The 21,087-nt window shown below is 73.4% G+C and carries 15 protein-coding genes; 4 read left to right on the top strand and 11 right to left on the bottom strand.

The features are described from left to right. Positions 1 to 3 precede the first annotated feature (3 nt). Both ACIQVZ_RS36760 and ACIQVZ_RS36755 read right to left on the bottom strand, forming a co-directional pair. On the bottom strand, positions 4 to 462 hold the full coding sequence (locus tag ACIQVZ_RS36760) for a hypothetical protein (RefSeq protein WP_402456248.1): 459 nt from the start codon (positions 460 to 462) through the stop codon (positions 4 to 6). 9 nt (positions 463 to 471) lie between these two features. Beyond that, positions 472 to 1,713 (bottom strand): hypothetical protein, encoded by a 1,242-nt coding sequence (locus ACIQVZ_RS36755; protein WP_402456246.1) that lies wholly within the window; start codon positions 1,711 to 1,713, stop codon positions 472 to 474. A 298-nt stretch (positions 1,714 to 2,011) separates the two neighbouring features. On the opposite strand from ACIQVZ_RS36755, the gene ACIQVZ_RS36750 reads away from it, so the two are divergent. Then, the gene (locus ACIQVZ_RS36750) at positions 2,012 to 2,521 is read left to right on the top strand and encodes a hypothetical protein (RefSeq protein ID WP_402456244.1); all 510 of its coding nucleotides are present in this window, start codon (positions 2,012 to 2,014) and stop codon (positions 2,519 to 2,521) included. 420 nt (positions 2,522 to 2,941) lie between these two features. On the opposite strand, the gene ACIQVZ_RS36745 is transcribed toward ACIQVZ_RS36750, so the two are convergent. The 4 genes from ACIQVZ_RS36745 to ACIQVZ_RS36730 all read right to left on the bottom strand — a co-directional run bounded on the left by ACIQVZ_RS36745 (position 2,942) and on the right by ACIQVZ_RS36730 (position 6,943). Beyond that, positions 2,942 to 4,093, bottom strand: coding sequence for a methyltransferase domain-containing protein (locus ACIQVZ_RS36745; protein ID WP_402456242.1), 1,152 nt, complete (start codon positions 4,091 to 4,093; stop codon positions 2,942 to 2,944). Next, positions 4,090 to 4,227: a hypothetical protein gene (locus ACIQVZ_RS36740; RefSeq protein ID WP_402456240.1), complete on the bottom strand. Its 138-nt coding sequence runs from the start codon at positions 4,225 to 4,227 to the stop codon at positions 4,090 to 4,092. The genes ACIQVZ_RS36745 and ACIQVZ_RS36740 overlap by 4 nt, the downstream gene beginning before the upstream one ends. Positions 4,228 to 4,395: 168 nt before the next feature. Continuing rightward, positions 4,396 to 5,604: an RICIN domain-containing protein gene (locus tag ACIQVZ_RS36735; protein WP_402456238.1), complete on the bottom strand. Its 1,209-nt coding sequence runs from the start codon at positions 5,602 to 5,604 to the stop codon at positions 4,396 to 4,398. Between the two features lie 445 nt (positions 5,605 to 6,049). Next, positions 6,050 to 6,943 (bottom strand): LysR family transcriptional regulator, encoded by an 894-nt coding sequence (locus tag ACIQVZ_RS36730; protein WP_402456236.1) that lies wholly within the window; start codon positions 6,941 to 6,943, stop codon positions 6,050 to 6,052. A 123-nt stretch (positions 6,944 to 7,066) separates the two neighbouring features. Between ACIQVZ_RS36730 and ACIQVZ_RS36725 the strand changes: the two genes are divergently transcribed. Next, positions 7,067 to 7,942 (top strand): NAD(P)H-binding protein, encoded by an 876-nt coding sequence (locus ACIQVZ_RS36725; protein WP_402456234.1) that lies wholly within the window; start codon positions 7,067 to 7,069, stop codon positions 7,940 to 7,942. A 291-nt stretch (positions 7,943 to 8,233) separates the two neighbouring features. Here ACIQVZ_RS36725 and ACIQVZ_RS36720 read toward each other — a convergent pair whose 3' ends face one another. The 3 genes from ACIQVZ_RS36720 to ACIQVZ_RS36710 all read right to left on the bottom strand — a co-directional run bounded on the left by ACIQVZ_RS36720 (position 8,234) and on the right by ACIQVZ_RS36710 (position 17,832). Continuing rightward, positions 8,234 to 8,554, bottom strand: a complete 321-nt coding sequence (locus ACIQVZ_RS36720; RefSeq protein ID WP_402456232.1) for a hypothetical protein — start codon at positions 8,552 to 8,554, stop codon at positions 8,234 to 8,236. Positions 8,555 to 8,800: 246 nt separating this feature from the next. Beyond that, positions 8,801 to 17,335: a type I polyketide synthase gene (locus ACIQVZ_RS36715; RefSeq protein ID WP_402456231.1), complete on the bottom strand. Its 8,535-nt coding sequence runs from the start codon at positions 17,333 to 17,335 to the stop codon at positions 8,801 to 8,803. Between the two features lie 185 nt (positions 17,336 to 17,520). Next, positions 17,521 to 17,832: a hypothetical protein gene (locus tag ACIQVZ_RS36710; RefSeq protein WP_402456229.1), complete on the bottom strand. Its 312-nt coding sequence runs from the start codon at positions 17,830 to 17,832 to the stop codon at positions 17,521 to 17,523. Between the two features lie 60 nt (positions 17,833 to 17,892). On the opposite strand from ACIQVZ_RS36710, the gene ACIQVZ_RS36705 reads away from it, so the two are divergent. Next, entirely contained in the window at positions 17,893 to 18,234 is a 342-nt protein-coding gene (locus tag ACIQVZ_RS36705) for a hypothetical protein (protein WP_402456228.1), read from the top strand. 86 nt (positions 18,235 to 18,320) lie between these two features. Here the strand turns inward: ACIQVZ_RS36705 and ACIQVZ_RS36700 are convergent, their stop codons facing one another. After that, the gene (locus ACIQVZ_RS36700) at positions 18,321 to 18,698 is read right to left on the bottom strand and encodes a helix-turn-helix domain-containing protein (protein WP_350878810.1); all 378 of its coding nucleotides are present in this window, start codon (positions 18,696 to 18,698) and stop codon (positions 18,321 to 18,323) included. 140 nt (positions 18,699 to 18,838) lie between these two features. Here ACIQVZ_RS36700 and ACIQVZ_RS36695 point away from each other — a divergent pair, with 140 nt between their 5' ends. After that, on the top strand, positions 18,839 to 19,822 hold the full coding sequence (locus ACIQVZ_RS36695; RefSeq protein WP_402456226.1) for an NADP-dependent oxidoreductase: 984 nt from the start codon (positions 18,839 to 18,841) through the stop codon (positions 19,820 to 19,822). A 79-nt stretch (positions 19,823 to 19,901) separates the two neighbouring features. Here the strand turns inward: ACIQVZ_RS36695 and ACIQVZ_RS36690 are convergent, their stop codons facing one another. Beyond that, positions 19,902 to 20,993 carry a polyprenyl synthetase family protein gene (locus ACIQVZ_RS36690; protein ID WP_402456224.1) on the bottom strand — a complete coding sequence of 364 codons (1,092 nt, stop codon included), beginning with the start codon at positions 20,991 to 20,993 and terminating at the stop codon, positions 19,902 to 19,904. Positions 20,994 to 21,087: the final 94 nt, after the last annotated feature.

The following is a 21,087-nucleotide window of genomic DNA, read 5'->3' as shown; positions in this document are numbered from 1 at the left end:
CCCTCACTGCTTCGGGCTCCTGGAGCGGGAGGAGCGGGCGGGCTTCCCGCCGGTGTCGGTGTCGTCGGTGCTGTCGGTGTCGGTGTCGGTGTCGTCGGTGCTGTCGGTGCCGGTGTCGTCGCTGTCCGTGGTGTCGGGGCCGCCTCCTTGCGCGGCCCTGCGGAGGTGGTCGCGCAGGCGCTGCTCGTGCTCCCGGGTGACCTCCGCCACCCGCTGGGCGTAGTCGATGCCGAGGCCGCTCAGTTCCAGGGCGAACCTCAGGTCCTCGTCGGCGACGAACTTCCAGTACTCGCTGTACACCTCGCCCCAGGCGAGCCTGCCGGTGGCCAGCCCGGCCGTCAGCTCCGCCCAGTCGCCCCACATCGCGGTCTGGAGCTCGGCGACCGTGGCCGCGGTGGACCGCAGGTGCTCCCAGCCCGCATGGAGTTCGTCGTTCAACTGTTCGGGGGTCTCGGGGCTCATGGGAACTCCTCAGGTCGGGTTTCCGGTACGGGCCGGCGGCGGGCTCAGCAGGGTGCTGTGGTGGAACCCCAGACGGGGATCGGTCCAGACCGGCAGCTCGGGAAGGTGGGTGCGCAGCTCCGGCATCTCGACCCGCAGCCGCACGGTGTTCGCCGGGTAGTCGTACACGGTGATGGTGTTGAGCCCCCGGTTGGCGGTGAACAGCAGCGTCTGGTCGGCGGAGAGCTGGCAGGCGTAGACACCGTCGATGAGCGTGCCGCGGGTGACCCGCAGGGCGCCGACGAAGTGCTTGCTGCTCGGACCGGGCGAGCCCCGGGTGAAGGCGTCGGTGACCTGCCGCGCCGCCTGCCGGGCGGAGCGCAACTGCGCCGCCAGGCGCGGGCGTTCGTCGATCACGCGGTACGAGGCGAAGTCGGCGAGGTCGATCATGACGATGGTGCCGCTGCCGCCGTTGCAGTAGATCAGCTCGCGGTCGGAGACGCAGACGTCCGAGTTGATGTGCGCGGGGAAGCTCTGCCCGCACGCCCAGTGCCGCAGGATCTGCCCGGACTCGGCGTCGATCTCGTACACGTACTCCTTGAAGTAGGCCATGGCCCACTCGTGCCAGTCCCGGCCCTCCTGCGGCAGTACGCGGAAGGACAGCGCGTAGAACCGCTCGTCGCTCGGGTGGCAGGCCACGTGCCAGCAGGTCGTCGGCAGCCGCACCCGCCGGGCGACGCGCTTCTCCAGGTCGAAGATGCCGACCTCGGCCGCTTCGCCCCGGCCCGGGTGGTCCATCCCGCCGTAGACGAGGTACCGGCCGGAGGCGGTGCGCTTCATGGCGTGCGGGAGCTTCAGCAGATGGTCTCCGATGCGCTGGGCCCCGGTCGGGCGGTCGAGGTCCATCAGCCACAGACCGTCACCGATCGCGGTGATGCCGTGGGTGCCGTCCAGCCACACCATGTGGGTGCTGCTCTTGATGGCCGCGTCCGGGGCTTCGAACCGCAGGGTGGAGACCCGCTCGCTCTCGTCCAGGGACTGGACGTCGTAGAAGAGCATCTGCTGCCCGGCGTTGCCGAGGAACCCGAACCTCCGGTCAGGGGTGATGCTGACGGCATGACCGCCGGACACGCCGTCGTAGTACCGCACCCGGTAGGAGTACTCGCCGCTGTCCGGGTCGTAGCGGAAGACGCAGACGCCGGCCGCGCCCTCCAGACCGTTCATGCCGTTCCCGTCCAGGGCGATGTGGAAGGCGTAAGGGTGTGTGCCCATCTGTTTCCTGGCCTCCATTGATCATCGTACGAGGGGCGCGGTTTGATCGCATGTCGTCCGTGCGGAGCAAAATTGGGAAGTTTGCTGACGAACTTCCCAGGCTTTGGGGCGAAGTGATTGTGACACGGCAACTGTTCAAGGAGCCGCTCCGTCGACCCGGTCGGCCGTCACGCTCAGAGCGCGTATGCGACCCATTCGTGCGAATCTGTGGAGGGGATTCCGTAGCTGAGCTCTGACTTTGGGTAATCACTCTCCATCCAGCCGCGAAGACTCCTCACTGAAAGAAAGGTCGATCTCCATGATGCCTGCAGAACCGACGGACACGCCGGTGCCCAAAAAGCCGATCATCCAACACACAGTTCCGGCGACCAAGGTGACCGTCACGCAGGAAAGTGCTCCCATCGGTCCCGCCAACGACCCGGGATTTCACCTTTTCACTGTTTCGCTGCGCGTAACAGATCCGAAGGACGCTCAATGGGATAAGCAGACGGTGACCTGCCAGTTCAAGAGCCCGACCGGCTGGGAATGGGTCGATTGGGCGAACTACTACTGGTACAACGACCAGACGTACGCAGTCAACGGGCTGAAGGTCGTCTCGGCGCCGCCCATCAAAGACGGCGTGCTGTCCTTCACCGTGGACGCGAGCCTGAACACGACCTCGACGGACAGCAACCGCCTGTGCTTCACCCTGCTGATCAAGCCGACGAGCGGGGCCACCGGCACGCAAAAAGACGGGAAGGCGACCATCGGGGTGAAGGGCCAGAAGCAGCTCCCGGTGGAATGCCCGCTCTGGGCCATCGTCCCCTAGTGACCCGCAGGGACGTCGGCTGGAACCCGCAGCTCGACAAGGCGGTCGAGGTCCCGGCGAGCCGAGTACGGCCCCGGTAGAGGCCAGGGGGCGAAGAACGTCGATGGGGCGGACGCGCAGTGCGCGTCCGCCCCATCGACGTTCGTGGTAGCGGGGACAGGATTTGAACCTGCGACCTCTGGGTTATGCTACCGAGCTGCTCCACCCCGCGTCGGTAGTACCGACCGTACGGCACCAGTCGGCGATCACCTAATCGGTCTCCCGGCAGTCCTTCGCGGGGCCCGGCGGAAATCACTCAGGCCGCCCGCCTTGCCGCCGCCCGGCGATACGCCCGCGCCAGGAGCGAGCGCCGGGGGCGAGGGCCGGCGGCCGGCGGCTGACATCGCCGACAGGTGATGCGGCGGGGGCTCGGCTGTCGCTCTACTCGCGGTGCCCCGGGAGGGGATTGCCGGGCTTGTCCAGCCAGGCCGCCTGTCCGGCAGGTGTCACCGTGAGCCCGTACCGCTCGTAGCCGGGGCGTCCGGCGGCCGTCCACCGGGTGTAGGCGGCCTCCGTCTCGTCCCACAGTTGCCGGGGCCCGGACTGGCGGACCTCGAACCGGGATTCCCCGGGCACGGAGTCGACCGTTGCCCAGGACGTGACGGCCGTGTCGAACAGCCACCACGTCCAGCCGCCGTCACCGAACTCGTTGCGCCGGTAGTACACGTCCGGCAGAGCGAGGGCGCAGGCGAACTGTGCAAGCCAGTCGCCCCCGATGGCTTCGGGGTCGAGGCTCGTCCAGGACTGCCCGGAGTCGCCCGGCCATTCACCGGGCAGGTAGTCGTCCACCGGAGTGCCCTGGTAGCGCTGCTGCCGCAGCATCATGAACGCCGCTGACCGGGTGAACGGACCGCTCGCCGTCCCGTCGCCGTCCACCGTGAGCCGCGCAACCGCCCCGCCGCCCAGCAGCGGTGAGAGGGGGCTGACGATCACCCCGCCCGGCCGGGTTTGTGCTACCCAGGCGGGCGGGATGTCCCGCAGTGACACGGTGGAGATGATCCGGTCGTACGGGGCGCGTGCGCCCCACCCGAGCGAGCCATCCCCGCACACGACTTCGGGGGTGTAGCCGGTCCGGCGAAGTGCGGTGCGGGCTTGCGCGGTGACCTGCGCGTCCACCTCGACGGTGGACACCATCTCGGCGCCCAGGCGATGCGCCAGCAAGGCCGCGTTGTAGCCGGTGCCCGTCCCGATTTCGAGCACCCGATGCCCGGGGACCGCGTCCAGGTCGGACAGCATCTCGGCCACCATGGTGGGCATGGATGCCGACGACGTGGGAGTACGGTGGTCGCCGTCCCCGGCACCGTCGTCCCACTGCGTGACGATCGGCAGGTCGCTGTAGGCGAGCCGCATCCACCGCTCGGGGTCCTTGGTCCGGCTGCACTCGGTGTCGCCGCCGTCCTCGTCCGCCCAGATGGTGTCGGGGAGGAACGCGTGTCGCGGCACGGCCGCCACGGCCGGAGCCCATTCGGTGGGCAGGGAACCGGCGTCGGTGAGCGCCGCCACCAATGCGGTCCGCTGCTGTTCGGGGGTCAACTCTTCTTGTGCTTCGGTGCCGGAGTCGGCTGCCGGCCGTCCTTCGAGGGGTTCGGGCCGATGGCCGGCGAGCCGGGCTTGGCGTGCCCGCCGCCCTTGCCGTCGTTCGGCCCACCCTTGTTCTCGTCTCCCATGGTCAGCGTCCCTTCTCGGTCCGCACGCAGGGGCGGTGCTGTTCCCGCTGCGCCCGAGGGCGCAGCGGGAACCTACCGTACGGCAGGGGCATCCCCCGCCGACGGCCGCACCCCGACCCGGGCGGGTGCCGGGTCGGGGTGCGTCGGGTCAGCGTGCGGGGGTGACCGCTACTGGAGCTTCCACTGCTGGTTCCAGGCGTTGTTGCAGGTCCAGACGCCGAGCGCCTTGGCGTCCTCGTCGTAGGTCAGGCAGTCCTGGTCGGTGATCCGGATCTGGTACTGGCCGCCGCCCGCGCTGACGAGCTGCCACTTCTGCGCGTCGGCGCCGGTCCACGGCTTGGCCTCGGCGAAGAAGGTCTTGGTGTTCTCGGTCAGCGCGAGCCCGGAGACGGCACTGGTGATCTTGTACCGGCCGTTGCCCAGGGCGGTGAACTGCCAGGCGGAGTTCTTGGCGCCGCCGGCGCCGGCCAGGATCGAGGACCCCGTGACCACCGGCCCCCGACCGTTCTTCACCTTGGGGTGGTGCAGCCCGGCGATGCCGGCACCGCCACCGCTGCCGCCCTTGCCGCCCCCGCCCTTGCCGCCGCCCTGGTGCGCGGGGATGGCCGGGGTGGTGCTGGTGTCGCCGCCGTCGCCGCCGTCGCTGCCGTCGTCGTTGCCGTCATCACCGTCATCGCCGTCGTCGTGCGCGGGGATGCCGGGGGTGCCCGGGGTGTCGGTGATCGGGGTGCCACCGCTCTTGGGGACGCCCGGGACCGTGATGTCGCGGGCGGGGAAGTGGATGATCCGCTTGCTGTCGACGCAGCGGATCAGCACACACGACCTGGTGGTGCTCACGGTCCGGTCGGAGTCGGAGCCGACGAAGGCCCAGTTCCCGTACCCGCCGTCGCCCTTGTTGGTGAAGGTCGAGTCACCCGCGAAGACCCAGATGCGGAAGTCGTCGTAGCCGGCCGGGCCGCCCTGCGAGTCGTGGTGCTGCAGCTTGACGGTGGTGTCGACCAGCACCCCGGTCATGTTCGCCTCGTACACGTTGCGGAACCAGATGGTGTCGTAGAGGTCGGTGCCGTCGTACTTGAACACCATGACGTTGTAGCCGGGGGCCGCGGCACTCAGTTGGCCGGCCATGCCCTGGGTGAACGCGGCGTTGTCGGCCTGCGCCTGGAGGGCCGCGCTGCGGAAGCCGCCGATCATGGCACCGATGGAGTTGATCAGAGCGGTGGTGCAGTTGCCGCCGCCCACGCTGCTCTGGCCGTCGCAGTCGGCTGCGGCGGCCCGCTGCGGCGAGACCATCAGACCGGCAACGGCCAGGCCCGACAGCAGGACGCCCGCGACGGCGCGTTGGGCGGGCGGGTGGGACCGGCGGGAGAGACCGCGCATGCCGAAGTACCTCGATCACTGGGAGTGGTGAAGTTCGCCTGTGGGGAAGAGGCGATGCTCGGATGCTAGGTCGGCTCGAACGCCGCGCCCCGGGTTCCTGACAGTTCCCTGATGGATCACTGATGGATCACTGATGGATCACTGATGACCTGTCGGCCGACGGGCGGCAGCGTCGAACCGGAGTCTCGATCGGGTGGCTGTGGCGGCAGCCGCACATGAAAACAGGGCCTCCTGGTAGCTCGCGCAGGGCATCTACGCCAACACGCTGTCCAGGTGGCTCTGTTCACGAGATACGACAGCAATTGTCCACCACTTCGGACAACACCTGGACGACGAAGGGAATCGAACGAGGCTGGCACCGACAGTCGATGGCGGTGATGAGGAGTGTCCGTAGGGGGCTGGTGCTCTGGCAGGATCTGTGGCGCCGGGCTGCGACGGATACGGGTCAGGTAGTCGTGCTCGGCATGAGGGACTGTGTTCGTGCGGCTGCGACGGTGCAGGCGGCACGCACGAAGGCGGCGACGGCCGGTGAGCGTGCGTCCTGGGGCCAGGCGACGGCCAGCGTGGAGTCCGGCAGATCGTTGACCGGCAGGTAGGCGATCTCGGATCGCGGATAACGCCGGGCCACCGAGGCCGGAGTGAAAAACACGACGCTGCCCGTCTCGACGAGGCTGAGGATCTCCGACAGGTTCGAGGCCGGTCGAGCCGCCTCGGGCCGGGGCTCGACGGGTCGGCCGAGGCCGGCAGAGGCGCCGCCGGGGAGCTTGCGGCCGGCCAGGTCGGCCAGGCACAGTCGGGTCCGGGCAGTCAGCGGGTCGGCGGCGGCCACGGCGACCAGGACCGGCTCGGTCAGTAGCGGCTCGCTGTCCAGGCCGCGGGTGTCGAAGGGGCACAGCACGAGTCCCACGTCGGCGTGGCCGTCGCGCAGTGCCTGCGGCTGCTCGCCGAACCCTCCGAGGACCAGCTCCGGTGGCGGGGCCGCGTCATCGGCACGGTAGGCGTCCAGGATCTGCGACAGCAGGCCGCCGTCGACGTCGGCCTTGAGTGCGATCCGCAGCCGCGGTGACGCGCTTCCTGCCTGTCGGGCCCGGCAGGCTGCGGCGGTGACCGCCTCCAGGACGGTCCGGGCGTCGCGCAGCAGGACTTCCCCGGCTGCGGTGAGCTTCACCTGCCGGGTGGTGCGCTCGAACAGCGCCACGCCGAGCTGCCGTTCGAGATTCCGGATCGTGCGGGACAACGGGGGCTGCGCCATGCCCAGCCGGGCGGCTGCGCGCCCGAAGTGCAGTTCTTCCGCGACTGCGACGAAGTACCGGAGTTGCCGGACCTCAAGGTCATTCATATCACCAGGGTATCAATGGCGACCGAACTGGTCCTTCACCCGCGCTGTCGCGCCAGGTTGACTCGGAACCGTCCGGCAACGCCCTCGGCGCTCCGCCGTCCACTGTCTCTCACGGAGGTACTCATGATCGTCATCACCACGCCCACCGGCGATATCGGCCGACAGGTTCTGGACCACGTCCTGGACAGCGGTGAGGCGGTCCGCGTGATCGCCCGCGACCCCTCCCGGCTGTCGGCGCGCGTGCATGCCCAGGCCGAGGTGCTGGAGGGCTCCCACGGCGATGCGGACACGATCACGAAGGCGCTTGAAGGCGCCGACCGCATGTTCTGGCTCGTGCCCCCGGCCGCATTCACCCGCACCGACGGCGCCAGGCGCTACTACGTGGAGTTCACCCGGGCCGCCTGCCGGACGGCCGCGAGCCGGGGCGTGCGGGTCGTGGGCGTGACGTCCCTGGGCCACGGCTACCAGGGTGAGGCCGGGCTCCTGTCGGCCGCGCTGGCAATGGACGAGCTCTTCGAGGGCTCCGGCGTGCACTACCGGGCGCTGGCCCTGCCGTTCTTCATGGAGAACCTGCTCCGCCAGGCCCCGGCGATAACGGAGCAGGGAACGTTCTCCATGGCCAACGCCGCAGACCGGCCGCTGCCGACCGTTGCCACCCGGGACGTCGCCGCCACAGCAGCGGCACTCCTCCTCGACACCTCCTGGAGCGGCCACGCGCGCGTCGCTCTGGTCAGCCCCGACAACCTGACCCCCGACGCCATGGCCGAGGCCATCTCCGACGCCTTGGGCCGCACGGTCCGCTACCGCCAGACCCCGCTCGCGGACTACCAGGCCGCGATGGTGCAGCGCGGTGCGAGCCAGGCAATGGCGCAGGATTTCGCGGTCATGGTCGAGGCACAAAACAACGGAGTCTACGACGCCGAAGCCCACGGCCCAGGCACCGCCACCGGCTTCCGCCAGTGGTGCCAGGACACCCTCAAGCCGGCCGTCCAGTCCTGACATCGCGCCGAACCGCCCACTCCGCGAGCGACGTTCCCGCCGCATACAACGCTCCGGACCGCCCGCCCGTTGACCGTCGAACTCACAGTCGCCCGAGTCGAACATCAGCAAAGCCCGGTGCTGTCCGAAGCGGTGAACAATTGCTGTCGTATCTCGTGAACAGAGCCATCCAGGAGGCCCCGTTGTCGCATCTGCACGGCATCGTGGGGGCGGCCGGCGCGGGGACCTCGCGTACGGCCGCCGGACGGCCTCGCAGCCGGTCCGGCGGTGGGTGAACGGGTGGGGCGAGGGTCAGGTGATGGCCACGAAACTGCCGACGTTCACGTCTTCCCGGGCCCCGTCCGGGTCCAGCAGGGAAGAGACCCTCGACCGGCAGTTGCGGTCGGTGTACAGCCGGATGGGGCCACTGGTGAAGTTCACGATCGTGGTGTCGGGGCCGAGGCCGCGGTGGCACTCGCCGGGCACCGGGTCCGTGACCTCCTCCCGTTCGCCCCCGCGATCCATGATCACGACGCCGGGGGCCGCCGAGGCCGTGGAGGGGCTGGCCAGGGACAGAGCGAGGACGCCGGCGGTGGCCACGACCGCCGCGCGCGGGCTGAAGCGCAGGTGCATGAGGGGACTCCCGTGCTGGGTTCGTCAGGGGGCATCGACGGGAGCCCGGGGACCCGCGTCGCGCGGCGCCCCATGACTCCCGATCACCCGTTACCCCGCCCCGGCACCACCTCCACGGGGCCGTACCACGCTTCACTCGAACGGGGGTTCGCCCGCGCACCCGGCGACCGGTTCCGGGGGCGCGGGAAGTCGGCCGGGCCGACTTCCCACGCCCCTGGCTGCACACACTGATCCGAAAGGCAGGACTTATCCGGTGCGGCCGAGGGAGTCGATCCAGCTGCGGATCGCGGCCGCCGTCGTGGCGGCGTCCTCCCGTGCCAGGGAGAGGTGGTCGCCGGGCACCTCGACGCGCTCGTGCGGCAGCGGCCACGACGCGCGCCAGGAGTCGCCGTCCGCGCGCGCCGCCATCAGCGGGGTCGGCCGCGCGGCCCCGACGAGGAGGGTCGGGGTGTGCACGGACTCCGGGCGCCAGTCCAGGAAGAGCCCGGTGTAGGCGCCCATGGCCGCGACGGCGGCGTCCTCGTCGCCGGTGGACCCGTCCGCGCACACGCCCGCGCACACGTCCACGCCGAGGTGCGGGGCCGGCGGGGCGGCCAGGGCGGTCAGCCAGTCCGTGGAGTGGTTGCCCTGGTGGACGAGATACGTGTCGATCAGCACCTGTCCCAGGGGGGCGGATCCACCGAGTTCGAGGCGTCGGGTCACGGCGTGCGCGACGGCGCCCCCGGCGGAAGCACCGACCAGGACGACGGGCCGGTCGCCGGCGTGCCGCAGCACCGTCTCGGCGTGGAGGCGGGCGAGTGTCTCCCGGTCGGCCGGAACGGCGTACCCCGTGCCGATGCCCGGGTGCGGGAACTCCAGGACCTCCAACTCGCCCTCGAAGCAGGCGTGCAGGGCCGCGAACCCGCCGCCCGGGAGGGCGGGGAACGGGCGGTGGTCGGGGAAGAAGGCCACGACCGGGGAGCCGGCGCGGCCCCGGGCCCGGCGCAGCGGCGGCACGGTGTGCTCCGCGGCGTCGTCGGCGCCGAACGTCGCGGTGGCCGAGGACGCCGCGACCACCAGGTGCATCGCGGCCGCCGGCCGGCCCTGCTCGCAGAGCGCGCGGTACAGCGCCGCGAGCGTCTGCGCGGGACGGCCGGTGGGCGGTGCGGGCCGGGTGCCGGGCCGCTCACGCGGTGTGCCGTCGGGCCGGTCCTTGAGCAGGCCATCGGGCAGGTCGTCGGGCAGGTCGTCGGGCAGGTCGTCGAGCAGGTCGAGTACGTGACGGGCGAGGTCCTCGATCGCCGGGTGCTCGAACACGACGGCCGCGGGCAGCCGCAGGCGCAGGCGCAGGGCCGTGCTCAGTCGGCTGCGGAACTGGACGGCCGTCAGGGAGTCGAAGCCGAGCTCGGCCAGGGTCCTGCCGGCGGGCAGGTCCTGCGCGCCGGAGTAGCCGAGCACCGCGGCCACGTCGCCGCGCAGCAGTTCCGTGAGCGCGGCCCCGCGCTCCGCGGCGGGCAGCCCGGCCAGCAGCGTGCGCCACGCTCCGGGCTCCGAGCCCTCCCGGTCCCGGGGGCCCGGGGACGGTTCGGTCGCGCCGCTCCGCGTCTCGGCGGCGGGCCGGCCGTGGCGCGCCAGGTCGCGCAGCGGCGGCGGTAGTCGCCCTGCGGCGGCGCGCAGCGCGGCCCGGTCCAGCAGGACCGGCGCGAGTACGGGGGCTCCCGTCCGCAGTGCCGCGTCGAACAGGGCCAGTCCTTGGGCGGGGGTGAACGCCCGGACCACGTCATCGGGCCTCGGGTGCCCCACTCCCTCGGTCAACCGGGCTGCCATGCCCGCGTCGTGGCCCCACAAGCCCCACGCCAGCGAGACGGCGGGCAGACCGGCGGCGGCCCGGTGCCGGGCGAGCGCGTCCAGGAACGAGTTCGCCGCGGCGTAGTTGCCCTGGCCCGCCCGGCCCAGCACGCCCGAGACCGAGGAGAACAGGACGAAGGCCGACAGGCCCCGGTCGCGGGTCAACTCGTGCAGGTGCCAGGCCGCGTCCGCCTTCGGCCGCAGGACCGCCGCCAGCCGCTCGGGGGACATCGCGGCCAGTGCTCCGTCGTCGAGGACCCCGGCGGCGTGCACGACGGCGGTCAGCGGGGGGTCGCACTGCTCGATCAGCTCGGCGAGCCGGGCCCGGTCGGCCACGTCGCACGCGACGATCCTGACCTGCGCGCCCCGCTCCGACAGACTCGCGCGCAGGGCGTCGGCGCCCGGTGCATGCGGGCCGCGCCGCCCGGTCAGCAGCAGGTGGCGGACCCCGTACGCGTCGACCAGGTGCCCGGCCAGGTCCGCGCCCAGCGCTCCGGTGCCGCCGGTGATCAGCACCGTGCCGTCCGGGTCGAAGGTGCCGGAGCGGCGGGGCGGGGCACTCTCGGCCGGCCAGGGCTCGGGCAGGTGGGCCGCCGCCGGGGCGCCGACCAGCCGTGGCACCGTCGCCCGACCGGCGCGCAGGGAGAGTTGGGGCTCGCCGCCGGCGGCCGCCGCGGGCAGCAGGCGCAGGGAGGCGGGGTCCTCGTCCACGTCGATCAGGACCGCGCACCCCGGCAGCTCCGACTGCGCGGTGCGCACCAGCCCCCAGACCGCTGCTCCCGCCAGGTCCGGCGTGGGTGCGGTGGCGTTCCGCGTCACCACCACGAGCCGCGAGCCCGCGGTGGCCGGATCGTCCTGCCGGTCCTGGAGGACCTTGAGCACCCGCGCGGTCAGCAGGTGGACGTCGGCGAGCGGGTCGCGGTCCGATTCCGATTCCGAGCCGACGGCGGTGACCGCCAGGTGGCGGGGCGGGGCCGCGCCGTCCGTGGGTGAGGAGGGGTCGGCGAGGGGGACGAAGGCGCCGAGGTTCAGCTGGTCCGGCCCGAGAACCGTCCAGCCTGCCGGCTGCGGTGCCCCGCTGGGCAGTGCGACGGGGACCCAGTCGGGGCGCAGCAGGGCGCGCTGGGCGATGTCCTGCCCGGGATCGCGGTGCCCGGCCGGAAGTTCCCTGGTGGAGAGGGAGTTCACGCGAGCCACCAGGCGGCCCGCCGGGTCGGTGAGCGTGATCGAGAACGCGCCGTCCTCCGAGGCGGGGCCTGCCTCGCCGACCGGGGCGATCCGCACCCGGACCGTCGACGCCTCGGCGGCGTGCAGGCACACGCCGCTCCACTGGAACGGCACCCGGGCGCCGCCAACCTCCGTGCCAACCTCCGTGCCCGCGTCCGTGCCCGCGTCCGCATCCGGGCCGCTTCCTTGAGCGGACGCGGCGAGCATCGAGGCGTGCGCGGCGGCGTCCAGGAGCGCGGGGTGGATGCCGTACCGGCCTGCCTCGGCCGTCCACGGCTCGGGCAACCGGACCTCCGCGAACACCTCCGCACCCCGCCGCCACAGCGCGCGCACGCGGCGGAACGCGGGCCCGTAGGCCAGCCCGCGCTCCGCCGCGGCCTCGTAGGCGCCGGCGGGTTCGATCTCCACGGCGCCGGGCGGCGGCCACTGCGTCAGGCCGTGCCCCTCCGGTGCCGTCCCCGGCTCGGGTGTGCGGGCGAGCAGGCCGGCGGCGTGCGGCGTCCAGGCGGGCTCGGTGGGCTCGGCGGTCTCGGCGGTCTCGGCGGGCTCGGCGGGCTCGGCGGTCTCGGCGGTCTCGGCGGGCTCGGCGGGCTCGGCGGTCTCGGCGGGCTCGGCGGGCTCGGCGGGCTCGGCGGTCTCGGCGGGCTCGGCGGTCTCCAACGGTCGCGCGTGGATCTCGACGGTCCGTCGGCCCGAGTCGTCCACCGCCCCCACCACGACCTGGACCCGCACCCCCGAGGCGGGCAGGGCCAGCGGCCGCAGCATCACGAGCTCCTCCAGCGTGCCGCAGCCGACCGCGTCGCCCGCGCGCACGGCCATCTCGACGAACGCCGCCCCCGGCACGAGCGGCGCCCCGCCGACGACGTGGTCGGCGAGCCACGGCTGGGCACTCGCCGACAGCAGGCCGGAGAGCACCGTGTGCCCGGTGCCCGGCACCTCGAACGGCGGGCCGAGCAGCGGATGCTCGCCGGGGCCCGGGTGGGCCCCCGCCCCGGCCGGCCGCTGCGGGTCCAGCCAGTACCTCCGGCGCTGGAAGGCGTAGGTCGGCAGCTCCACGCGCCGCAGCCCGCGCCCCAGCCCGCGCTCCGCGAACACCGCGGGCCAGTCGACGCCGGCGCCGCGCACGTGGAGCCGGGCCACGGCCGCCAGCAGCGTGTCCGGCTCCCGCTTGCCGTCGCGGGCCGCGAAGGCGAACACCGGGCCGCCGTCCTGGACGGCCGGGCACTCCTGCGCGTACGCGGTGAGCACGGGCTGCGGGCCGAGTTCCAGGAAGCCCCCGACGCCGTTGGCGCCCAGCCATTCCACGGCCTCGGCGAACCGCACGGGAAGCCGCGCGTGCCGCACCCAGTAGTCCGCGGAGCCCAGTTCCTCGGGCGCCGCCCGAGATCCCGTCACGGTGGAGACCACCGGAATCCGCGGCAGCCGGAACTCCAGCGTCTCGGCGACGCGGCGGAACTCGTCGAGCACCGGCTCCACGAGCGGCGAGTGGAAGCCGTGGCCGACCTTGAGCCGCGTGCTGCGGCGGCCGCGGGCCTCGAACCGCGCCGCGACGGCGAGGACCGCGTCCCGCGCGCCGGAGACCACCACCGCGCGCGGTCCGTTGACTGCGGCGATCGCCACGCGGTCTGCCACGTCCGCGAGTTCGGGCAGGACCTCGTGCTCCGCCGCGTCGAGGGCCACCATCGCCCCACCCTCGGGCAGCGCCCGCATCAGCCGCCCGCGCGCCGCGACCAGGCGTACGGCGTCGGCGAGGTCCAGCACTCCGGCGACGTGCGCGGCCGCCAACTCGCCCACGGAGTGCCCCGCCAGGAAGTCGGCCCGCACGCCCCAGGACTCCACCAGCCGGAAGAGCGCCACCTCGTAGGCGAACAGGGCGGCCTGGGTGAAGTCCGTGCGGTCGAGCAGGGCGTCCGGCGAGCCCGGCTCGGCGCGGATCACCGTGCGCAGCGGCCGTTCGAGTTCGCCGTCCAGCGCGTGGCAGACCTCGTCGAAGGCCTCGGCGAACACGGGGAACGCCTCCCGCAGCTCCTCGCCCATCCGCGTGCGCTGCGCGCCCTGCCCGGTGAACAGGAAGGCGGTACGGGTGCGCGGGTCGGCCAGGCGCGTCAACGCCCCGGCACCGGACGTGCCGTCGCCGGGCGTGCCGTCGGCGATCGCCCGGAGTCCGGCCAGCATGCGCGCACGGTCCGCGGCCGGCACCATCGCCCGGTGCGTGAGCGCCGACCGCGACACCGCCAGCGAGAAGCCCACGTCCGCCGGCGAGAGGCCCGGCCGGGCCGCGACGTGGTCGGCGAGCCGTCGCGCCTGGGCCCGCAGGGCCGCCTCGTCGGCTCCGCCGACCAGCCACGGCACTGCCGCCGGCGACACCGGCCCCGGCGGCGGCGCGGGTTGCCGGCTCGGGGCGCGGTCGGCGGCGGTCGGCTCCTCGATGATCACGTGTGCGTTGGTGCCGCCGATCCCGAAGGCCGACACGCCGGCCCGGCGCGGTCGGCCGGCGGGCGCGGGCCACGGCCGGGCGGCGGTCAGCAGCTCGACCCGGCCCGCGGACCAGTCGACGTGCGGGGTGGGGGCTGCCACGTGCAGGGTCCTGGGCAACTCGCCGTGCCGCATGGCCTGGGCCATCTTGATGATCCCGGCGACTCCGGCGGCGGCCTGGGTGTGCCCCAGGTTGGACTTGACGCTGCCCAGCCACAGCGGGGGGTCCTCCGGCCCCCGGCCCCGGCCGTAGCCCGCGAGCAGCGCCCGCGCCTCGACGGGGTCGCCGAGCGCGGTGCCCGTCCCGTGCGCCTCCACGGCGTCCACCTCGTGCGCGCGCAGTCCGGCGTCCGCCAGCGCCAGCTGGATCAGGCGCTGCTGGGCGCGGCCGTTGGGCGCGGTCAGGCCGTTGGACGCGCCGTCGGAGTTGACGGCGCTGCCGCGCACCACCGCCAGCACCGGGTGACCGTTGCGGCGCGCGTCGGACAGCCTCTCCAGCACCAGCACCCCGGCGCCCTCGGCCCAGGCGGTGCCGTCCGCCGTCGCCGAGAACGACTTGCACCGGCCGTCGGGCGCGAGGGCGCGCTGGCGGCTGAACGCGACCAGCGGGTTGGGCGTCGCCATGACCGTGACGCCGCCGGCCAGCGCCAGCGAGCACGCGCCCGAGCGCAGCGCCTGGGCCGCCTGGTGCACGGCGACCAGCGAGGACGAGCACGCCGTGTCGACGGTGATCGCGGGCCCGCGCAGGCCGAACACGTAGGAGAGCCGGCCGGAGGCCACGCTTCCGGCCGAGCCCAGGGCGAGGTGGGCCTCGAGTTCGTGCTCGGTGAAGCGGGAGGCGTAGTCGCCGTACATCACGCCGAGGAAGACGCCCGTGTCGCTGTCCCGGACGGACGCCGGGTCGATCCCGGCCCGTTCCCACGCCTCCCAGGTGACCTCCAGCAGCAGCCGCTGCTGCGGGTCCATGGCGAGCGCCTCGCGCGGCGAGATGCCGAACAGGCCCGCGTCGAACTCGGCGGCGCTGTGCAGGAATCCGCCGCTGCGCGTGTAGCAGGTGCCGATCCGGTCCGGGTCGGGGTGGTAGAGGGCGGCGAGGTCCCAGCCCCGGTCGGTCGGCAGGTCCGAGATCGCGTCCCTGCCCTGAGACACCAACTCCCAGAGCCCTTCGGGGGATTCCACGTCGCCGGGGTAGCGGCAGGCCATGGCGACGATCACCACCGGGTCCCGGTCGTACGGCTCCTCCGGCTCGGCGGTCCGCGGTGCGGCGGTGCGCGGTGCGGTGGTCGTGTGTACGGCGGGCTCGGCGGGCTCGGCGGGTGCGGCGGGCTCGGCGGTGAACAGTTCGGTGTGCAGGTGGCGGGCGACGGCGGCCGGGGTCGGGTGGTCGAAGACCAGCGTCGTCGGCAGGCTCAGCCCGGTCGACGCCGCGAGCCGGTCGATCAGCTCGATGGCGCCGAGCGAGGTCAGCCCGAGGTCCGCGAAGGGCGTGTCCGCGTCGAGCCCCGTCTCCGGCGCGCGGCCGCGGACCCGGGCCGTCTCGGCGCACACCCTCTCGCACAGCGCGCGTTCCTGCTCCTCCCGGGGCAGCGACAGCAGCCCGCGGTCCAGGGAGCCGCCGCCCGGGGCCGGGGCCGGCGCCGCGGCCGGGTCGCTGAGCACCGCATGGCGGACGATCTTGCCCGACGGCGTGCGCGGGACGGCCGCGATCTCGCGGACCTCGACGGGGACCTTGTGGTCCGCGAGCCGCGAGCGGCAGACGTCGAGCACCAGCCGCGGGTCCAGGCCCTCCGGGCCGGGCACCACGAAGGCGACCGGGACCTCCCCGAGGACGGCGTGCGGCAGGCCGAGGACCACGGCGTCCCGCACCCCGGGACAGCCCCGCAGGACGTGCTCGACCTCCGTGGGGTGGATGTTCTCGCCGCCCCGGATGATCAGTTCGCTGACCCGGCCGGTGAGGACGAGGTGGCCGTGTTCGGCGCGCCGGCCGAGGTCCCCGGTCCGGTACCAGCCCTCGCGCAGCGCGGCGGCCGTCGCCTCCGGCTGCTCGTGGTAGCCCGTCATGAGATTCGGACCGCTGACCCAGATCTCGCCCTCGCCGCCCGCGAGGACGTCGACGCCGCTGTCCGGATCGACCACGCGGACCTCGACGCCGGGCACCGGTAGTCCGCAGGACCCGTCGACCCGGGGGCCGTTCGGGCGGGCCACCGCGATCGCGCCGCAGGTCTCGGTACTGCCGTAGACGTCGAGCAGCGGCGCGCCGAGCGTCTCCTCCACCGCCCCGCGCAGCTCGGGCGGACACGGCGCGCCCGCCGTGACGCAGAGCCGCAGCCCGGTCCGCGGCGCGGGGAGCGGGGTGTCCTTCGCCGAGGCCATCAACCGGTGGTACGTCGTGGGGACGCCCGCCAGGAGGGTGAACGGCCCGCCGAGGGCGGCACTCGGGGTGCGCAGCGTGCGCCACAGGTCGCCGGGCGTCAGGCCCTCGCCGGACGTCGGCAGTTCGCCGGCGATCGCGGTGCTCGCGCCGACGGCCGTGGTGCCCAGGATCGCGAGGGAGTGCCCGAAGCTGTGGAACAGCGGCAGCGGCCACAGCAGCCGGTCCTCGGGGGAGAGCCCGAAGACCGGCGCGTAGCAGGCCGCCACCGACCACAGTGCGCCGCGCTGCGTGGAGAGCACGCCCTTGGGGCGGTGGGTGGTCCCGGACGTGTAGAGCAGCCAGGCCGGGTCGTCGAGCCCCAGGTCGTCGGGGGCCCCGGGCCCGTCGCTCCCGGCTGCGGCCTCGGCCTCGGCCTCGAAGACGAGGGTGCCGTCGGGGGCGTTCGAGGGAATCGGGCCCGCCCCGGTGAGCACGGTGTGCAGGCCCCGGTACGCGGCGCCGAGGCGGTGGAGCTGCGCGAGGTGCGCGGGGTCGGTGATGATGGCCGAGGCGCCGCTGTCCCGCAGGTAGTAGTCGAGTTCGTCGTCGGAGGAGCGGGGATTGAGCAGGACACCGACCGCCCCCGCCCGCAGCACGGCGAGGCAACCCTCCACCAGCTCCACGCAGTTGCCCAGGCAGAGTGCCACCCGATCGCCGCGCCGGACCCCCGCCCGCACGAGCGACCCGGCCAGCCGCCCGGTCCGCCGCTCCAACTCGGCATAGCTGACGCCGCGCGAGAAGTCGTGGAACGCGACCCGGTCCGCCGACCGCTCGGCGTGCCTCTTCAGCAACTCCGGCAGCGGCCGCACCAGATCGTCATACCGCAGTTCACCACTCACGCCCCGGCTCCGACCTCTCGCCACTCGCGACCCGCTCCCCCGCCGATCTCCTCCGTACCCAGTAACACACGGGCACAGACCCGGGCCTGCGGACTCGCCGCAGCTGCGCTCACGTCCGCTGAGGAACTGCGGCGCTTCTTCGAAGCAGCGCCCCGGACGGGAGGATCGGCGGTGGCCGCCGGACGTCACGAATGGAATCGGACGCGGACGATGACGGCGTCCTCCGGCAGTTCGCGGAGGTACCGGTCCGCGAAGTCGAAGTACGCGTTGGCCGCGACCGGCTGCTGCGGCGTGGGGGTGTAGTCGAAGCGGTCGATCCATCGGCCGTCGAGGGTGAGCAGGACATTGGTGGTCTGAACCCGTATGGCGGCTCGATGGGCGTGCTGCTCGCGGCTCCCGGCGAAGTGCCAGAGGGGATCCTGCTGCTTCGTCCAGGTGGGCGCGTCCGGGTCGGAGTGCCGCCAGGCGGCGAGAGCCTGCATGACCGGCTGCGCCATGAACGCCTGGTAGGGCGAGGTGGCGGCGGAGGGCCCGCGTTCCGCGATCGTCCGGAGCGAGTGAGCGGGTGGGAACCGTGCGGCGAACGCGGACCAGGCGTCCCACTCCCGGGCCGCGGCGACGCCTGCGGCCGAGCGTTCGGTGTCGAGGTCGAGGAGGCCCCGGGGTCCGCCGTCGCAGCGGTCCGCGGGCTGCGCCGGCTCGCCCGCTACGGCGAGGCGCTGCGCGCGGCCACCCCCCGGGGTTCCGAGCTGCCCGGCCTGGTGCACCTGCACCACAACCGGCTGCTCGGCATCGACCCGGAGGCCGAGGACCACGCCCGCTCCGTCGCCCGCGGCGCGATGGAGGCCCAGCGCGGCCGCCGCCTGCGCCGGCCCCGGGTTCACGGGCGAACCGGGTGACCGCGTGCCGACCGTCAGCGGCGTGCCGAACCCTCGGCTGCGTGCTGAACCCCCGGCTGCGAGAGCCGGTCGCGGCCAGTGCCCGGCTACCCCGCGACCGGCTCCGGACGGAAGGCCTGGTCGATGTTCTCCTCGACCCAGGAGCGAAGCGCGTTCAACGGCACTGCGGCGCTCTGGCCGAGGGGGGTGAGGGAGTACTCGACGTGCAGGGGGACGACGGGGTACACGGTGCGGTCGAGGATGCCGAAGTCCTCCAGGCGCCGCAGGGTCTGGGTCAGCACCTTGGGGCTGACGCCCTGGAGGCGGCGCTGGAGTTCGCCGAACCGCTGGGGACCGTCGTCGAGCGCGCCGATGGCGAGGGCGGCCCACTTGTTGGCGAGCAGGTCGAGCAGGATGCGACAGGGGCACTGGGCGGCGTAGACGTCGTGCTGCGAGTGCTCGCCGCTGGGGCAGGTGGTCGTCATGCTCACTCTCCTCACCAGGACACTTCCCGATGGGAAGTACTAGCCCTTGAAGGTAACCATACCTGCGGGGATAGCGTCGCCGACATCGAGGAACGGCCGCTGAACGGCCATCCACACTCTGATGCTTCGGGAGATGACGCATGTCCGCAGACACGATGCGCGCGGTGGTCCAGGACACGTTCGGCGGGCCGGAGGTGCTGCGGGTCGCCGAGGTGGCGCGCCCGGTGCCGCTGCCGACGGAGGTGCTGGTGCGGGTGCACGCGGTCGGGATCAACCCGGTGGACTGGAAGACCCGCGACGGCTCCGGCATGGCCGGCCTGCTGGGCGAGCCGCCGTTCACGCTCGGCTGGGACGTGTCCGGCGTGGTCGAGGAGGTCGGCTTCGGCGTGACCACGCTGAAGGCCGGTGACGAGGTGTACGGCATGCCGTGGTTCCCGCGCGCCGCGAACGCCTACGCCGAGTACGTGACCGCCCCGGCCCGGCAGTTCGCCCGCAAGCCGGCCACGCTCGACCACGTGCACGCCGCCGCCGTGCCGCTGGCGGCGCTGACCGCCTGGCAGGCCGTCGTCGACACCGCCCGGGTGCGGGCCGGCCAGCGGGTGCTGGTCACCGCCGCCGCCGGCGGGGTGGGCCACTTCGCGGTCCAGTTCGCCCGCCACCTGGGCGCCCACGTGATCGCCACCGCCAGCGCCGCCCGGCACCCCTGGCTCAAGGAGCTCGGCGCCGACGAGGTGATCGACTACACCAGCACCCGCTTCGAGGACGCCACCGCCGACATCGACGTCGTCATCGACCTGGTGGGCGACGACCACGACCTGACCAGCACCCGTTCCCTGAAGGTCCTGCGCCCCGGCGGCCTGCTGGTCGCCATCCCGGCCGGCGTCTCCCCCGAGCTGGCCGCGGCCGCCGAGGCGGCCGGCGTGCGGGTCACCCCGTTCCTGGTCGAACCGGACGGCGCCGCGCTGACCACGATCGCCGCGCTGATCGACGCCGGCGAGGTCGCCGTCGAGGTGGAGCGGACCTTCCCGCTGGAGCAGGCCGGGGCCGCTCATGCCCGCGGCGAGGCGGGCCGCACCCGCGGCAAGCTCGTCCTCACCACCGAGATCGGGCCCGGAGCCAACTGACCGCCGCCCAGGCACGGACGGGATTCCCCGCCCGCCCCTCGCCCGTCCTCCGCCCTCCCGGTCGTGGGCTCACCTCACCTCACCGGGCTCGCTCGACGCTCCATCTCGGCAGGTACTCGAAGAACGCGACCGCCTCCTCCCGCCACCTGGGGCGCCAGGCTGCGGCTTCCGCGGCGGCCGCGTGCGCGAAGCGCCGCATGTCCGCCCGCATCCGCTCCGGGACGCCGTGGCGGTGGGCGAGGTCGCGGATGGCGGCGACGGTCTCCTCGGTGCAGGCTCCGTCGCCGAGTGCGGACTCCACCAGGGCCCGCTCGGCGTCGGTGGCCGCCGCCAGGACGGCGCGGACGGTGTAGTTGCGCCGCCCCTCCCGGATGTCCGTTCCGGTGGGCTTGCCCATGGTCCCCGCGTCGCCGAAGAGGTCCAGGTAGTCGTCGCGCAGTTGCCCGCAGATCCCCACCAGCCGGGCGTAGCGGCGAAGTTCCCCGTCGTGGGCGGCGGGCTGGACGCCTGCGGCGAGCAGTCCCAGCTGGAGCGGGGCGAGGACCGAGTAGCGGGCGGTCTTGTAGTCGGCCACGTCGTGCAGCACCTCCTCGTCCGGGTCCGCGGTGAAGTCCCGTTCCAGGTCGATGATCTGGCCGACGAACGTGGCCGTCGCCGCTCGCGTCTGCACCTCGACCATGGCCTGTCGGACCGGGAGCGGGGCCCGGGAGTCGAGGAGCACCTGGAGGGACAGCGCGAGTGCGAGGTCGCCGGCGAGGAGGGCGAGCCCGAGCGCGGCCTGCGGCCGGTCGGGGAACCGCCCCCGGTAGGCGTAGTAGGTGGAGGGCCCGCCCCGGCGGGTGGGGCTGTCGTCGATGATGTCGTCGTGGACCAGCCCGTGGGTCTGGAGCAGTTCGATGCTCAGCGCGGCGTCGTCCAGCCCCGCCACGGGTTCGGCGGTCACCAGACGGGCGGCCTCGAAGAGCAGGGCCACCCGCATCCGCTTGCCGCCGCGCAGCGACAGGTCCCGCAGCAGGGCCAGGCAGTCCGGGGTGAACCGGCTGGACGACGGAGCGTCGAAGGTGGCGGCCAGGTCCTGGAAGTACTGCTCGGCCAGCGTGCCGAACCTGCGCTCGTACCCGGCGAGACGGGCCCGGATCTGCTCGGTGGGGGCGGCGGCGGTATCGGTCACGAAGATGTCTTCCGTTCGGGCGGGGACGCGTGCCCGCGCAGGCGCGGTGGTGCCACGGATCCCGGTGGTGGTCCGTCACCCATGCTGCCCCATC

The sequence above is a fragment of the Kitasatospora sp. NPDC098663 genome (assembly GCF_044760075.1).
Lineage (GTDB): Bacteria > Actinomycetota > Actinomycetes > Streptomycetales > Streptomycetaceae > Kitasatospora.
Note: the sequence above shows the minus strand (reverse complement) of the source record. Positions and strands in the feature narration are given on the sequence as shown.

Bases quoted from the DNA above. Each gene is read 5' to 3' on its own strand.
- ACIQVZ_RS36755 (WP_402456246.1), bottom strand. From the start codon at position 1,713: ATGGGCACACACCCTTACGCCTTCCACATCGCCCTGGACGGGAACGGC.
- ACIQVZ_RS36750 (WP_402456244.1), top strand. From the start codon at position 2,012: ATGATGCCTGCAGAACCGACGGACACGCCGGTGCCCAAAAAGCCGATC.
- ACIQVZ_RS36735 (WP_402456238.1), bottom strand. From the start codon at position 5,604: ATGCGCGGTCTCTCCCGCCGGTCCCACCCGCCCGCCCAACGCGCCGTC.
- ACIQVZ_RS36760 (WP_402456248.1), bottom strand. From the start codon at position 462: ATGAGCCCCGAGACCCCCGAACAGTTGAACGACGAACTCCATGCGGGC.
- ACIQVZ_RS36725 (WP_402456234.1), top strand. From the start codon at position 7,067: ATGATCGTCATCACCACGCCCACCGGCGATATCGGCCGACAGGTTCTG.
- ACIQVZ_RS36720 (WP_402456232.1), bottom strand. From the start codon at position 8,554: ATGCACCTGCGCTTCAGCCCGCGCGCGGCGGTCGTGGCCACCGCCGGC.
- ACIQVZ_RS36700 (WP_350878810.1), bottom strand. From the start codon at position 18,698: ATGACGACCACCTGCCCCAGCGGCGAGCACTCGCAGCACGACGTCTAC.
- ACIQVZ_RS36695 (WP_402456226.1), top strand. From the start codon at position 18,839: ATGTCCGCAGACACGATGCGCGCGGTGGTCCAGGACACGTTCGGCGGG.
- ACIQVZ_RS36730 (WP_402456236.1), bottom strand. From the start codon at position 6,943: ATGAATGACCTTGAGGTCCGGCAACTCCGGTACTTCGTCGCAGTCGCG.
- ACIQVZ_RS36740 (WP_402456240.1), bottom strand. From the start codon at position 4,227: ATGGGAGACGAGAACAAGGGTGGGCCGAACGACGGCAAGGGCGGCGGG.
- ACIQVZ_RS36710 (WP_402456229.1), bottom strand. From the start codon at position 17,832: ATGGCGCAGCCGGTCATGCAGGCTCTCGCCGCCTGGCGGCACTCCGAC.